The following is a 14,658-nucleotide window of genomic DNA, read 5'->3' as shown; positions in this document are numbered from 1 at the left end:
TGCGCCGTCAAGGTAATCGTTTCTCGTGGGCTCTTCCTTCTCCCCTTGTGGGAGAAGGTGGCCTCGCGAAGCGAGGTCGGATGAGGGGTGTTCCAGCTTGGCACCAACAGCGCTCCGGCCAGCACCCCTTCAACCGTCTTGGCGCTGCGCGCCAATCCACCTTCTCCCACAACAAGGGGAGAAGGAAGAAGGAACGGCGCCTGTCTTCTTTTGTCCGGGGCAACCATGATAATCGTCTTGCAGCACTGAATCAGAATTGCGAGACCATGACCATTCCTACGCCGGCCGTTCAGGACCGATCCAGGCGCATCATCGCCATCGACGTCGCCCGCGGCATCGCTTTGCTTGCCATGGCGAGCTACCATCTCACCTGGGATCTCGAATTCTTCGGCTACACCGATCCCGGCCTGACCGCCTTTGGCTGGTGGAAATTCTACGCGCGCTGCATCGCTTCGACCTTCCTGTTCCTGGTCGGCGTCAGCCTGTTCCTCGCCCATGGCAAGCAAATCCGCTGGAACGGCTTCTGGAAACGCTTCGCCATGGTCGGCGGGGCGGCGCTCGCCATATCGGCCGCCACTAGGCTTGCCACACCCGACAGTTTCATCTTCTTCGGCATCCTGCACGAGATCGCGCTCGCCAGCCTGCTCGGCCTGGCGTTTCTGCGGCTGCCGGCGCTGGTGACGCTGGTTGTCGCAGCTTTCGTCATCACCGCGCCGCTCTACCTCAGGTCCGGGATCTTCGATCATCCGGCCCTGTGGTGGGTCGGCCTGTCGGCAACCAACCCGCGCTCCAACGATTATGTCCCGCTGTTTCCATGGTTCGGCGCTGTGCTTGTCGGCATCGCAGCGGCAAAGCTTGCCTTCGCCTCCGGCGTGCTGACGCGGCTGGCGGGCCTGGCGCCCGGCCGCTGGACTAATCCGCTGGTCTTTATCGGCCGGCACAGCCTCGCCTTCTATCTGATCCACCAGCCGGTGCTGATCGGCTCGGTCTGGCTGACTTCGCAAGTCATGCCGGCAGCCGTCGAAACCAGGCAGGTCACCTTCCTAAAAGAATGCCAGGCATCGTGCGAGCAATCGCGCGACACGGAGTTCTGCAGCAGCTATTGTGTCTGCATGCTCGATACGCTCGAGGGCGAGGCCACGCTTGATCGGCTCTACCGCAACGACCAGGCTGCTGAATGGAAGGCGCGTCTCGACGAACTCGCCGGCGCCTGCACTGCCAAGGCCGACGGCACTTTGATGGAGGGAGGAGCACAATGACCGACCATCAGCAGAAACCGGGCCAACAGAAACCGGGACAGCAAAAACCGGGGTTTATACCGTGGCCGCCGCTGATCTATGTCGCGGCCATCGCCGTCAGCATCGCGCTTGGCTTGCTTTATCCGCTGCCATGGATCGGCGGCCTTTTGGGCGACATCCTGTTCGCGGCCGGCTGGGTGGCATTGTTCGGCGTCGTCGCACTCTGGTTCACGGCGATCCGCATCATGATCCGGGCAAAGACGACGCTCCACCCGAACGCCGTGCCGGACCATCTGGTTACATCGGGCCCCTTCGCCGTCAGCCGCAATCCGATCTATCTGGCCAACACGCTGCTGATGATCGGCGTTGCCCTTATCTCGGGGAACGTATGGTTCCTGCCGCTGGCGATCATCGCCGCCTTCGCAACGCAGAAAATGGCGATCGAGGGCGAGGAAAAAGTTCTGGCAACGAAATTCGGCAAGAAATACCGGGATTACGCGAAAAGGGTGCGGCGCTGGATTTGAGCTTCAGGTGTTGACGCCAAGCTCCACCAGCCGCTCGACGCAGGACTCTTCGGCCTGGTCGAGTTCGGCCAGGGTCTCTTCGAGGTCGCGGCGCTTCTGGCGCAGATCCTCGCGCTTTTCCTCGATGCGCTTGATCATCAGATTGAGCTGACCGACCTCGCCGGGCGGCTCCTTGTACATCTGGATGATTTCGCGGATCTCGTTGATCGAAAAGCCGAGCCTCTTGCCGCGCATGATCTGGCGGATGAGGTGCCGGTCCGACGGGCGAAACAGCCGCGTGCGGCCGCGCCGTACCGGCTGCACCAGCCCCTCGTCCTCGTAAAAGCGCAGCGTCCGCGTCGAAACATCGAATTCGCGGGTCAGTTCGGTTATCGAATAATATTCCCGCATCATCACTCCAAATGCCCGGCCGCGCTGCGAGTTCCAACCATGCGGTCTCGCTATCCGCACGCGTGTCAGAATCGGCCAGAGGCTGTTCCAAAATCTCGCATGGCATTTACGTAAAAGTCAATTGAGTGGCGTCGCTCACACGCCGAACCACCATGTGGCGAGGCCGAGAAAGGCAAAGAAGCCAACAACGTCGGTAACCGTCGTGACGAAAACCGCCGAAGCCACGGCCGGGTCGATCTTGAACCGGTCGAGCAGCAGCGGGATCAGGATGCCGGCAAGTGCGGCCACGAACATGTTGATGATCATCGCCGCGGCGATGATGCCGCCCAGATTGGGATCGCGGAACCAGGCGGCGGCGACGATGCCGATCAGGATGGCGAAGATGATGCCGTTGATGAAGCCCACCCCCATCTCGCGGCGGATGATGCGGCCGGCATTGTAGATGTCGAGGTCCCTGGTCGCCAGCGCCCGCACCGTGACCGTCATGGTCTGCGAGCCGGCATTGCCGCCCATGCCCGCCACGATCGGCATCAGCACCGCCAGCGCCACGATGTGCTCGATCGTGCGGTCGAACAGGCCGATCACCGAGGCCGCCAGGAACGCCGTCAAAAGGTTGACGAGCAGCCACGGAACGCGCGAGCGCGAGGTCGAAAGGATGCTGTCCGACAATTCTTCGTCGCCGACACCGCCCATGCGCAGCAGATCCTCCTCGGCTTCCTGCTGGATGACGTCGACCACGTCGTCGATAGTCAGCACGCCGACCAGCCGCTCGTTCTCGTCGACGACGGCAGCGGAGAGAAGGTCGTATTGTTCGAATTCGCGCGCCGCCTCCTCCTGGTCCATCGTCGCCGGAATGGCGTGCCTGGTCTCATGCATCACCTCTTCGACCTTGATCGAGCGCTTGGTGCGCAGGATCTGGTCGAGGTCGATGGCGCCGAGCAGCTTGAAGCTCGGATCGATGACGAAAATCTGGCTGAAGCGGTCGGGAAGGTTGTTGTCCTCGCGCATGTAGTCGATGGTCTGGCCGATCGTCCAGAATGGCGGCACCGCGACGAACTCGGTCTGCATGCGGCGGCCGGCAGTCTCTTCGGGATAGTCGAGCGAGCGGCGCAGCCTGATCCGCTCGGTGAACGGCAGTTGCGACAGGATCTCGTCCTGGTCTTCCTTTTCGAGATCCTCGAGAATGTAGACCGCGTCGTCGGAATCGAGGTCCTGGACCCCCTGGGCAATCTGGGCGTTGGGCAGGCTGTCGACGATGTCGCGGCGGATAGCCTCGTCGACCTCGGTCAGCGCGGAAAAATCGAAGTCGGCGCCCAACAATTCGACCAGCGCGCGGCGCTGTTCTGGATGAAGCGCCTCGATCAGGTCGCCGAGTTCCGATTGGTGCAGGTCGTCGACTTCACGCTTTAGCGTCAGCGTGTCGCGATCGGCGATCGCGGCGCCGATCTGGGCAAGGAACGACGACAGAATGGCGCCGTCCTCGCCATAGATGTCGGCGCTGTCCTCAGCGGTCCTGGCGCCGGTCGTCTGTTCGTCCTGGCCTTCCACAAGCGCCTCCCGCCATTCAAAATTCCGGAAAAGCTGCGTGTCAGGTCTAGCGCATGACCATGAAAATCGGAATCGATTTCCAGAAAGGATCATGAGCAGCGTCAAATTGCTACAGCGTCTGTCAGATTTCGAAGTCGATGTCAGCCGGCGCAATCATCCACCAATCGCACAACGTCTTCGGCTCTCCCATAAGCGTCGCGCCGAGGCTCCTCGGTATGTTCCCTATCGGCGTCTCTGGGGGCTACCATTGCGGGCGGAGTCAATATTCTCACCGACGTGCCACCAGCCTGGCGGCCGCCTGGCGCTTTCGACATTTGCGGATGGCGGCTGGAAACCTTATATAACCCAACTTGTGCATGCTGCGGCGTGCGCAGATCAATCGTAGAGAAGGATACAGATGCCGGACTCGGATGCGGCGATACCTCGAATTGCTCTCATTTCAACCCACGGCTACGTAGCAGCCAACCCGCCACTGGGCGCGGCCGATACCGGCGGACAGGTGGTCTATGTCCTGGAACTTGCCAAAAAGCTGGCCCAGTTGGGTTATGCCGTCGATATCTGGACGCGACGATTTGAAGACCAGCCTCCTGTCGATGAAGTGGCCGACGGGGTTCGCGTCCTGCGTGTCGCCTGTGGCGGACCCGATTTTATTCCGAAGGAATATCTCCACCGCCACCTTCTCGAGTGGTGTGAAAACGCGCTGCGCCTGATTCGCCGGGAAAATCTCTCCTACGACTTCATCAACAGTCACTACTGGGATGCGGGCGTGGCGGGGCAGCGGCTGTCCGAAGCGCTCAATATCCCGCACATCCATACGCCGCATTCGCTTGGCATATGGAAGCAGCGCCAGATGAAGACCGACTACCCTGACAAGGCCGATACTTTCGAGGCCGAGTTCAATTTCAGCGAGCGCATCAAGCACGAGACGATCATCTATCGAAGCTGCGCCATGGTGATCGCAACAACGCCGCCGCAAGTCGACATGCTGGTCGAGGACTACAGCCTCGAGCGCGACCGCGTGCACATGATCCCGCCCGGTTACGACGACAACCGGTTCTTCCCCGTCAGCGAGGCGTCTCGCCGGTTGATCCGCCATCGGCTCGGCTTCGAAGGGCGGACGGTCCTGGCGCTCGGCCGGCTCGCCACCAACAAAGGCTACGACCTGCTGATCGATGCGTTTTCCGTGGTGGCGCCACGTGTGCCGGATGCGGTCCTGAGGCTCGCTGTCGGCGGCGAGAACATGGACGAGCAGGAGCAGAAGATCCTCAACCAGCTCAAGCAACAGGTCGAACAGCTAGGCTTGCAGGATCGTGTCGTCTTCTCCGGCTATGTCGCCGACGAGGACCTGGCCGATACCTATCGGGCGGCGGACATGTTCGTCCTGTCGAGCCGCTACGAGCCGTTCGGCATGACCGCGATCGAGGCAATGGCCTGCGGTACGCCGACCGTGGTTACGATCCATGGCGGCCTCTACCGCGGGATCAGCTATGGCCGGCATGCGCTTTTTGGCGATCCGTTCGACAAGGAAGATCTCGGCATCACCATCGTCAAGCCGATGAAGCACCAGCGCCTCTACGGCCGCCTGGGCCGCATGGGTGCGCACAAGGCGCGCAGCCTGTTCACCTGGACAGGCATCGCCCAGCAGCTGGTCAGCCTTGTCGAAGGCCGTCCGGTGCTGAAGGCGGTTGACGATCATGACTGGGACGAGCCGTGGAACGACGGCGATTGAAACCGATCGCGCTTTTGTCGAGTGATCTCGACGGGACCCTGGCGGGCGATGCGCCGGCGACGTCACGCTTTCGATCAAAATGGCAAGCGCTCGATCCCGAGCACCGGCCGGTTCTCGTCTACAACAGCGGTCGCCTGGCCGACGACATCTTGAACTTCGTCGACGAAGTCGGCCTGCCGGCGCCGGACTATGTGATCGGCGGTGTCGGCACGATGCTCGCCGGTCCGCGGCACACCTCGCGCCCCACACACTTTACTGATTTGGGGCATTTTACCCAAAGATTTTCGGAAGGCTGGTCGCTTGAAAAGGTCGATGCGGTGCTCGGGCCGCTCAAAGACACCGTCCGCCAGCCCGACGGCTATCAGCACGCCTTCAAATCGAGCTGGTACCTGCTCGACGCCAGTCCGGAAGCCCTTGCCAGCATCGAGCGCGCTTTGGCCGAGGCCGGCCTGTCGGTGACGATGGTTTATTCGAGCGGACGCGATCTCGACATCCTGCCGCGTTCAGCAGACAAGGGCCAGGCGCTGGCCTGGCTCTGCAATGAACTCGGCATCGGCCTCGATGAGGTGGTCGTCGCCGGCGACACCAACAACGACCGCAGCATGTTCGAGCTGCCGGGGGCGCGTGGAATTGTCGTCGCCAATGCGCTTCCCGAACTGCTCGACATGGCGCGGGCCAACCCGCTCATCTACAGCGCCAAGCAACAGTTCGCCCTTGGCGTCGTCGAAGGCCTCGTTCATTGGTCGGTGTTTGCGGACGCCCGATCCTGAACTGGAAATATTTATCTGGTTGTCACGGTTTGAGGGCCCATACCGTCGCGTGTAGAATGGCGCCCGTTTCGGCGATGAGACGTGCCGATTGCACCGGCTCAAACCCGCTGATCCGTTTCGTGCCAGCCCAACGACCGCGATCCGCAAAAACCTCAATCGATCCGTAGTCGAGGAATATCCGCAGCCGTTTTGGACGGGCTCCCTTGGCAATATAGTGAGGGGATTCCACTGCGTCGTCTCCATGACGAATGGCAAGTCCCTCGTCGTCGACGACAACCTCGAGGCGGACGGTTGGATGTTGCAGCTTCAAGTGGAAATGGGCACCCGGCTTTTCGAGTTCGAACAGGATTTCGACGGCGCCGTTGATGAAGCTTACCTGCTCTCCGGCTGCGAGGCGTGTCCGGTCCAGAATATGGCTCCGCAGGCTCTCGGCAGCGCCGATGGGCGGGGTGTGCAACTCGCCTGCAGACAGATGGATATTGCGAGGCAATGTCATGGCCGTGGGAAAATCGATCGCCGGTCCGGTGTCGGCCCAGTTGGCAAGCCAGCCTATGCCAACAATGGCATCGCCGTCGGCGAAGGCCTGGAAGGCGTAATTGTCCGTCCCGAAGTCCAGTTCCTGTTCGAATTCCTTGGCAAAGGTCCGACCATCGAACCAGCCAACAATGGCCATTGTCAGGTTCTTGCGCCGGGTCGACTGGTCTTCACTGTTCATCAGCCCGAGAATCAGGACCCAGCGCGTCGCGGGGTCGGTCGCAGGCCCGTCGAGCGGCAGCAGACAGGGACATTCGATCGCCGTCGTCCGATAGTGTTTCTCGACCAGAAGCTTGCCGACATACGTCCATCCGGTGGCGGCCGTATGGTCACGGGTTTCGTAGAGCAGGACAACGCCGCCTTCATCGCTCTGGCTGCCCAGCAGCATTTTCCAAAGGCCATCCGGTCCCCTGAAGACGTATGGGTCACGAAAATCCGCTGTCAATCCCTGGTCAAGCGGGCGGTATGGCAGGATGACGTGCGCGTCTCCCGCCATGATGAGGTCGCTGGAAGTGGCGGTGAGTTGGATCTGCTGTTCCGGGATACGGTCCTGTACCTGCTCGGTGAAAAAGACGCGAATGCCCGGGCCATCGGCAAGCGGGATGGCCGAGCCGGAATAGGCACCGCCCCGTTTGTCGGGCCTGGCAGTAAGATCTTCCGACGGAAACAGGAAGATTGGCATGTGACGCCACCGCAAATAATCCGAAGAGACGGCGTGCCCCCAATGCATCGTGTTCCAGCGAAGCCCATGCGAATAATGCTGATAGAACAGATGTGGGCGGCCACCAAACCGGCCAAATCCGTTCGGATCGTTCATCCAGCCGAACGGCGGACGAAAATGATAGCTGTCGGGGATGTTCGGTGGGGCATTTCCCGGATTGGTGTGGAGAACTGTAATGCCTGTCTCCAGCACGTCGGCCAATGCGAACCAGTAGGCAACCGAAACCGAGGTCTGATCCGCATCGTAATCCAGTTCGACACTGCCGCCGCCGAAGACGTGAAAAATTCTGAATTCATGCTCTTCGGCGTTCGCGACGCTCACCTCGCCGAACTTGCCGCGAACGTTGGAAAACGACAGCGAGCCTGGAACGTCCGGCCTGGTCGCCTTGAGCCAGATATGGAAGGTGGCGTTGACCGGCAGATCGGCATGCAGGCTTCGAATGGTGTTCCCGGCCGCAATCCTTACCTGGCTGTCACTCATAAATAGGCTCCGTTGCGTGCGGCTTTCCCAGGCAAAACCGGATGCTCGACCTGGAATGCATTGCAGAAGGTTAAGGCTGGATTTTGACTTTGGCAAAGTCATTCCCCAGGATCGACAGTCCTTGAGGTCAATCGCCGCACGGATCGCCGCCTACAATTGCTGAACTCGCGGCGGAAGAAGGTTGACGGCGCAAAGAGCATGGCTGCATTGTTCGACGGCGCAACACCTTCTCTTTTCCGCGGGTTTCGACCCACGGCGCAATCCCGTGCAGCCATTGTCCAGATCGGCCAACCAGTTGTCCGCATACAATGGAACGACGGCCGGGACCCCGCCCGTCCGGACCGACTGCCGGGTTGGATCGGACCGTCGGTCCTGCGCTATGACTGAAAGCTGAATTTAGGAGGATCTCATGGCCATCGGCCCTGACACCAAAGGCGTTTACACCATTGCCCCGACGCCGTTCGAGGCGGATGGCAAGATCGACTGGGAATCGCTTGATTCGATGGTCGATTTCTACGAGCGCTGCGGCGTCGATGGGATGACAATCCTCGGCATCATGGGTGAGGCCCCGAAGCTCGACGCCGGCGAATCGCTCGAGATCGTCAAACGTGTCGTGGCGCGCACTAGGCTGCCGGTCATCGTCGGCGTCTCTGCCCCCGGCTTCGCCGCCATGCGCAGCCTTGCGCGCGCCGCGATGGAGCTTGGCGCGCGGGGCGTGATGATCGCGCCGCCGCCGGCGCTGCGCACCGACGACCAGATCGTCACCTACTTCCGCAACGCATCCGAAGCGGTCGGCGAGGATGTTCCTTTCGTCCTGCAGGATTATCCGCTGACCCTCTCGGTGATCATGGCGCCGGCCGTCATCCGCCGCATCGTCACCGACAACCCGGCCTGCTTCATGCTCAAGCACGAGGACTGGCCGGGCCTGGAGAAGATCAGCGCGCTGCGCGGCTTCCAGAAGGACGGCTCGCTGCGGCCGCTGTCGATCCTTACCGGTAATGGCGGCCTCTTTCTCGACTTCGAGATGGAGCGCGGTGCCGACGGCGCGATGACCGGCTATGCCTTCCCCGATATGCTGGTCGACATGGTGAAACTGTCCGCCGCCGGCGAGCGCGACAAGGCGCACGATCTTTTCGACGCCCACCTGCCCTATCTGCGCTATGAGCAGCAACCCGGCGTGGGGCTTGCGGTACGAAAATATGTGATGATGAAGCGCGGCGCCATCGCGTCGGACGCCCAGCGCAAGCCGGGCAGTGCATTGTCGGCGGCGGCCAGACAAGAGGTCGATTATTTGCTCATGCGGCTGGAAAGTCGCGTCCGCAAACAAGCCTTGAGATAATGCACTAGCGGGCTATTTTGCCGCGCAATCACATCAATATACAGCCGCTTGCGTGGAAAGCGCATTTTTCGCCGAGCATTCCCACGTGTCCGTTTCGCGGCACGGTTCGGTCTTTGAAGCAGCTGGCATATGATGGCGGGTCAAACCACGCGGTCAGGGCGCGGCATTCCGCATCCAAACAGCAACGGGTTCGCGCAGTGTTCAGTTTGCACAAACAGTCTTGGAAGGACTGCAGGGAAACAAAAAACGCACAATGAAAATAACAGCTTATTGGATAAAGCTGGTGCGGTCGAGAAGACTCGAACTTCCACGGGTTGCCCCACAGCGACCTCAACGCTGCGCGTCTACCAATTCCGCCACGACCGCACGTGGTAGGAGCCGGAACGAACCGGCTCGCGGCGTGTAGCAAATCGTTTCCAGCGAAACAAGGGCGCGTCGCGCAATAATTGCCCGGGCTTCGGCATAACCCTCCAAAGAGCTGAAACGCGCTCGCAACTGGACGTTTCACCCGATTGCCGCCATATGTGAGGCGACACGAGACACACCATGACAGAACGCAGCCAGATCGCCACGTCGTTCCTGCCCCTGCCCGGTTCGGCGCCGGTCGAATGGCGGATCGAACCCGGCCTCACCGCCTATCCGGATGCGCTTGCCGTGATGGAGGCGCGTGCCGAAGCGATCCGAGGCGGCGCCGCCGGCGAGATGGTCTGGCTGGTCGAGCACCCGCCGCTCTACACCGCCGGCACCAGCGCCCGCATCGAGGACCTGATCGAGCCCGAACGTTTTCCGGTGTTCGCGGCGGGACGCGGCGGCGAATATACCTATCATGGGCCGGGCCAGCGGGTCGCTTATGTGATGCTCGACCTGAAGCGGCGGCGCGAGGATGTCCGCGCCTTCGTCGAGGCACTTGAACAATGGATCATCGGCACGCTGGCCGCTTTCAACGTGCGCGGCGAACGGCGCGAGAACCGTGTCGGCGTCTGGGTGGTGCGGCCGGATCGCCCCGCCCTGCCCGACGGATCGCTCGCCGAGGACAAGATCGCCGCCATCGGCATCAGGCTGAGGCGCTGGGTGAGCTTTCACGGCATCGCCATCAATGTCGAGCCGGATCTCAGCCACTTCAGCGGCATCGTGCCGTGCGGTGTGCAGGACCACGGCGTCACCAGCCTCGTCGACCTCGGCCTTCCCCTGGCAATGGCCGATCTTGATCTCGCGCTGAAATCCGCCTTCGAGGATGTCTTCGGACCCACCGCAGCTCCGCTTGTCGAAACGGCCCGCAAGGCCGGCTGACAAGGCGGCGCTGAACCGCAGAGCTCCGACGCAGCCCCTCACCCGTGAAGAACGAGGCGCGCTGCCTCACATCGCTCCGATCCAGATCGCCATGGAAATGAGAAACGTGCTCATGCACACCAGTGACACGACATCCTGAACAAGACCGGTCATAACGCTCTCCTGTTTTCAGTATGTTCGCATTTTGTTCTGATTTTGTTCGAATGTCAACGGGCTCAGTCAGAGCGTGTTGCGAAATTCGGGCGCTCAGTTCGGCACGGTTAAGGAAAGGTTGAGATCGGATTTCACTGTTTCCGCGCTGGCTGCGCGTGGGAGATGCAGCCAGACAGCACACCTAGAGCGGAACAACCTTGCCGTCGGCCAGCGTGACGCGACGGTCCATGCGCGAGGCAAGCTCGTGATTGTGGGTGGCGATCAGCGCCGCCAGGCCCGACTGCCGGACAAGCGCCCCCAGTGCCTCGAACACATAGGAGGCAGTGACCGGGTCGAGGTTGCCTGTCGGCTCGTCGGCCAGCAGCACCAGCGGCGCATTGGCGACGGCGCGGGCGATGGCGACGCGCTGTTGCTCGCCGCCGGACAGTTCGGACGGCCGGTGCTGCGCGCGTTTGCCGATCTGCATGTAGTCGAGCAGTTGCGCCGACCGCTCGGCAGCCTCCTTGCGCGTCAGCCCTTTTATCAGTTGCGGCATCATGATGTTTTCCAGCGCCGTGAACTCGGGCAGCAGGTGATGGAACTGATAGACGAAGCCGACATCGTTGCGGCGGATCGCCGTTCGCTCGTCGTCGGAAAGCCGCCCGCAGGCGCGGCCGGCCAGAATGACATCGCCGGCGTCCGGCCGCTCCAGCAGTCCGGCGGTGTGCAACAGCGTCGATTTGCCGGTGCCCGAAGGCGCCACCAGCGCCACGATCTCCCCGCGCTTCAACGAAAAATCGGCGCCGTTGAGGATGGTCAGCTTGCGCGGCCCCTGGACATAATGCCGCTCGACGCTCTTCAGCTCGATAATGGCATCGGCCATCATTCGTACCTCAGCGCTTCGACCGGATCGAGCCTGGCCGCGCGCCATGCCGGAAACAGCGTCGCCAGGAACGACAGCACCAGCGCCATCAGCACCACCGAGATCGTCTCGCTGGCGTCCATGCGGGCAGGCAACTGGCTCAGGAAATAGAGCTCGGGATTGAACAGCCTTTCGCCGGCCAGCCAGGAGAAGAACTGGCGAATGCGCTCGACGTTCAGGCAGATGACGACGCCGAGCAGGACGCCGGCGAGGGTGCCCACCACGCCGATCGCCGCCCCCGTCATCAGGAAGATGCGCAGGATCGCGCCGCGCGTGGCGCCCATGGTGCGCAGGATGGCGATATCGTGGCCCTTGTCCTTGACCAGCATGATCAGCCCCGAAATGATGTTGAGCGCGGCAACCAGCACGATCAGCGTCAGGATCATGAACATGACGTTGCGCTCCACTTGCAGCGCATCGAAGAATGTCCGGTTTCGTTCTCGCCAGTCGACCATGGTTATCGGCCGCTGCGATGCCTCCTCGACCTTCGGCTTCAGCGCGTCGACATTGTCGGGATTGTCGACATAGATCTCGATCGCCTGGGCCCGGCCATCCATGTTGAAATAGAGCTGCGCTTCCGAAAACGGCATGTAGACGATGGAGCTGTCATATTCCGACATGCCGACCTCGAAGATCGCCGTGATCGGGTAACCCTTCATGCGCGGTGTCGTGCCGAGCGGCGTGACATCGCCGTCGGGGGCGATAAGCGTGATGGTGTCGCCGAGCACAAGACCAAGATTGTCGGCCATGCGGCTGCCGATGGCGACGCCCTCGCCTGTGTCGAAGCCGGCGATCGAGCCCTGCTGGATATTGTTGGCGACGATTGAAATCTTGCCCAGGTCCTCGCCGCGTATGCCGCGCACCAGCGCCCCCGACCCGCCGCCGACATTGCCTTGCGCCAGCACCTGGCCGTCGATCAGCGGAATGGCGTATTGGACGCCGGGCACGCCGTTGATGCGGCCGGCGATCTGCGCATAGTCCTCCAGCGGCATGTCGAGCGGCTGCACGATCAGATGGCCGTTGACGCCGAGGATGCGCGTCAGAAGCTCGGCGCGAAAGCCGTTCATGACAGCCATCACGACGATCAGCGTGGCGACGCCCAGCATGATGCCGAGGAACGAGATCGAGGCAATGACGGAGATCACCGTCTCCTTGCGGCGCGAGCGCAGATAGCGCCACGCGACCATGCGTTCAAACACGGAAAAAGCTCCGGCGGCCATGGGTTTAGCTGCTGCCGCTCCACTCATCCGGCAAAACCGAAGCGTTTCTTCACGTCTTCGATCGGCAGCGTCTCACGCTCGCCGTTCCTGCGGTTCTTGATCTCGACCTCGCCGGCGGCCACGCCGCGCGGCCCGACGATCACCTGCCACGGCAGCCCGATCAGGTCGGCTGTGGCGAACTTGCCGCCCGACCGCTGATCGGTGTCGTCGTAAAGCACGTCCTTGCCGACGGCGACAAACGCTGCATAGAGTTCATCGCAGATGCGGTCGCAGTCGGCGTCGCCGGCTTTCATATTGATCAGGCCGATGTCGAAAGGCGCCACCGCCTCCGGCCAGATGATGCCGTTGTCGTCGTGGCTGGCCTCGATGATCGCCGCGACCAGCCGCGTCGGGCCGATGCCGTAGGAACCTCCGGAAGCAAAATGATCCTTGCCGTCGGGCCCGGTCACCTTGGCGCCCATCGGCTTCGAATATTTGTCGCCGAAATGGAAGATGTGGCCGACCTCGATGCCGCGCGCCGAGACCCGGTCGCTTGTCGCGACCTTCTCCCACGCCGCCTCGTCGTGCATCTCGTCGGTCGCCGCATAAGGCGTCGTCCATTTCTTGACGATGTCGCCGATCTCGGCATCGTTGGAGAAGTCCGTGTCCGCCCCCGGCACATCAAGTGCGAGATAGTCGCGATGGCAATAGACCTGGCTCTCGCCGGTTTCGGCCAGGATGATGAATTCGTGGCTGAGGTCGCCGCCGATCGGCCCGGTATCGGCACGCATCGGGATTGCCTGCAGCCCCATGCGCGTGAACGTCCTGAGATAGGACACGAACATCCTGTTATAGGCCGCCCTGGCGCTTTCGAAGTCGAGATCGAAGGAATAGGCGTCCTTCATCAGGAACTCTCTGCTGCGCATGACGCCGAAGCGCGGCCGCACCTCGTCGCGGAATTTCCACTGGATGTGATAGAGATTGAGCGGCAGATCCTTGTAGGACTTCACATAGGCGCGGAAAATCTCGGTGACCACCTCCTCGTTGGTCGGTCCATAGAGCATGTCCCGATCCTGCCGGTCCTTGATGCGCAGCATCTCCTTGCCATAGTCGTCATAGCGGCCGCTTTCGCGCCACAGCTCGGCCGACTGGATGGTCGGCATCAGGATCTCAAGCGCGCCGGCCCGGTCCTGCTCTTCGCGAACGATCCGGCAGACCTTGTCCAGCACCCTCTTGCCGAGCGGCAGCCAGGAAAAACTGCCTTGCCCCTGCTGGCGGATCATGCCGGCGCGCAGCATCAGCCGGTGCGAGACGATTTCGGCCTCGCGCGGATTTTCTTTAAGGATAGGCAGGAAATAGCGCGACAAACGCATGGACCGGTCCGTGAGAGAGAGGATTGCCGCACCGGAATCGGCGCAGCGCAGGCTTGCTTGCCCCGGCTTCATAGCCATTTCATGACGGAATGGAAACCCGCCTCCCCCCAAGCCAACTGGCAGCCAACTGGGCGGCCACTGGGGCGTCGCAAAGGCGCCGCAGTGCCGCGTTCGCCTTGCTGGTCGTTTCGCAAGCAACGCCTGCCATACTATTGTGCAGTGCAGCACGAGATTGCTTATTTCCGGGCAAAATTCTGCGTGACATTTTCACCCGGCTTGGTCTAATGTGCGCCGATAAACGAGAGGGCGGAAAGAAATCTGCTCTCCTACGCGGTCAAAGTCTTGGGAGGATGCGATCTAGGCGCGGTTACTCGCTGCCGCCGGATACCGGAAACAGATCGGACGCGTTTAAATTGCAAGGCCTCGTGCCTTGCATTTTTTTTGTGCAATCATTTGGTTAGCACGACAA

At 61.7% G+C, this 14,658-nt stretch carries 12 protein-coding genes and 1 tRNA gene; 6 read left to right on the top strand and 7 right to left on the bottom strand.

Annotation, left to right across the window (positions count from 1 at the left end; translation table 11 throughout):
* Window positions 1-266 precede the first annotated feature (266 nt).
* Together AC0L3O_RS07895 and AC0L3O_RS07890 are read left to right on the top strand one after the other, a co-directional pair.
* Complete coding sequence (locus tag AC0L3O_RS07895; RefSeq protein ID WP_473615295.1) at window positions 267-1,259, top strand: heparan-alpha-glucosaminide N-acetyltransferase; 993 nt, start codon at window positions 267-269, stop codon at window positions 1,257-1,259.
* Window positions 1,256-1,762 carry a methyltransferase family protein gene (locus AC0L3O_RS07890; protein WP_051407790.1) on the top strand — a complete coding sequence of 169 codons (507 nt, stop codon included), beginning with the start codon at window positions 1,256-1,258 and terminating at the stop codon, window positions 1,760-1,762. Before AC0L3O_RS07895 ends, AC0L3O_RS07890 begins: the two co-directional genes overlap by 4 nt.
* Window positions 1,763-1,765: 3 nt before the next feature.
* Here AC0L3O_RS07890 and AC0L3O_RS07885 read toward each other — a convergent pair whose 3' ends face one another.
* Window positions 1,766-2,152, bottom strand: coding sequence for a MerR family transcriptional regulator (locus AC0L3O_RS07885; protein ID WP_023685221.1), 387 nt, complete (start codon window positions 2,150-2,152; stop codon window positions 1,766-1,768).
* A gap of 135 nt (window positions 2,153-2,287) precedes the next feature.
* A complete protein-coding gene (mgtE, locus tag AC0L3O_RS07880) occupies window positions 2,288-3,700 on the bottom strand; it encodes a magnesium transporter (RefSeq protein WP_023798879.1) in 1,413 nt (470 codons plus the stop codon).
* Window positions 3,701-4,097: 397 nt separating this feature from the next.
* On the opposite strand from mgtE, the gene AC0L3O_RS07875 reads away from it, so the two are divergent.
* Window positions 4,098-5,429: a glycosyltransferase family 4 protein gene (locus tag AC0L3O_RS07875; RefSeq protein WP_236377083.1), complete on the top strand. Its 1,332-nt coding sequence runs from the start codon at window positions 4,098-4,100 to the stop codon at window positions 5,427-5,429.
* Window positions 5,426-6,199, top strand: a complete 774-nt coding sequence (locus tag AC0L3O_RS07870; RefSeq protein WP_287230289.1) for an HAD-IIB family hydrolase — start codon at window positions 5,426-5,428, stop codon at window positions 6,197-6,199. Before AC0L3O_RS07875 ends, AC0L3O_RS07870 begins: the two co-directional genes overlap by 4 nt.
* A gap of 22 nt (window positions 6,200-6,221) precedes the next feature.
* Here AC0L3O_RS07870 and AC0L3O_RS07865 read toward each other — a convergent pair whose 3' ends face one another.
* Window positions 6,222-7,934, bottom strand: coding sequence for a GH32 C-terminal domain-containing protein (locus AC0L3O_RS07865; protein WP_287230290.1), 1,713 nt, complete (start codon window positions 7,932-7,934; stop codon window positions 6,222-6,224).
* 409 nt (window positions 7,935-8,343) lie between these two features.
* Between AC0L3O_RS07865 and AC0L3O_RS07860 the strand changes: the two genes are divergently transcribed.
* Window positions 8,344-9,273, top strand: a complete 930-nt coding sequence (locus tag AC0L3O_RS07860; protein WP_287230292.1) for a dihydrodipicolinate synthase family protein — start codon at window positions 8,344-8,346, stop codon at window positions 9,271-9,273.
* Between the two features lie 281 nt (window positions 9,274-9,554).
* Here AC0L3O_RS07860 and AC0L3O_RS07855 read toward each other — a convergent pair.
* Window positions 9,555-9,639 (bottom strand) — tRNA-Leu (locus tag AC0L3O_RS07855).
* Window positions 9,640-9,819: 180 nt separating this feature from the next.
* On the opposite strand from AC0L3O_RS07855, the gene lipB reads away from it, so the two are divergent.
* Entirely contained in the window at window positions 9,820-10,563 is a 744-nt protein-coding gene (lipB, locus tag AC0L3O_RS07850; RefSeq protein ID WP_473615293.1) for a lipoyl(octanoyl) transferase LipB, read from the top strand.
* Window positions 10,564-10,897: 334 nt separating this feature from the next.
* Here lipB and AC0L3O_RS07845 read toward each other — a convergent pair whose 3' ends face one another.
* The 3 genes from AC0L3O_RS07845 to proS are packed head-to-tail and all read right to left on the bottom strand — an operon-like array spanning window position 10,898 to window position 14,189.
* Complete coding sequence (locus tag AC0L3O_RS07845; protein ID WP_036269595.1) at window positions 10,898-11,578, bottom strand: ABC transporter ATP-binding protein; 681 nt, start codon at window positions 11,576-11,578, stop codon at window positions 10,898-10,900.
* A complete protein-coding gene (locus tag AC0L3O_RS07840; RefSeq protein WP_023798872.1) occupies window positions 11,578-12,864 on the bottom strand; it encodes a lipoprotein-releasing ABC transporter permease subunit in 1,287 nt (428 codons plus the stop codon). The genes AC0L3O_RS07845 and AC0L3O_RS07840 overlap by 1 nt, the downstream gene beginning before the upstream one ends.
* A complete protein-coding gene (proS, locus tag AC0L3O_RS07835) occupies window positions 12,861-14,189 on the bottom strand; it encodes a proline--tRNA ligase (RefSeq protein WP_473615292.1) in 1,329 nt (442 codons plus the stop codon). The genes AC0L3O_RS07840 and proS overlap by 4 nt, the downstream gene beginning before the upstream one ends.
* Between the last annotated feature and the right edge of the window lie 469 nt (window positions 14,190-14,658).

This window comes from Mesorhizobium sp. WSM4810, assembly GCF_055811235.1.
Note: the sequence above shows the minus strand (reverse complement) of the source record. Positions and strands in the feature narration are given on the sequence as shown.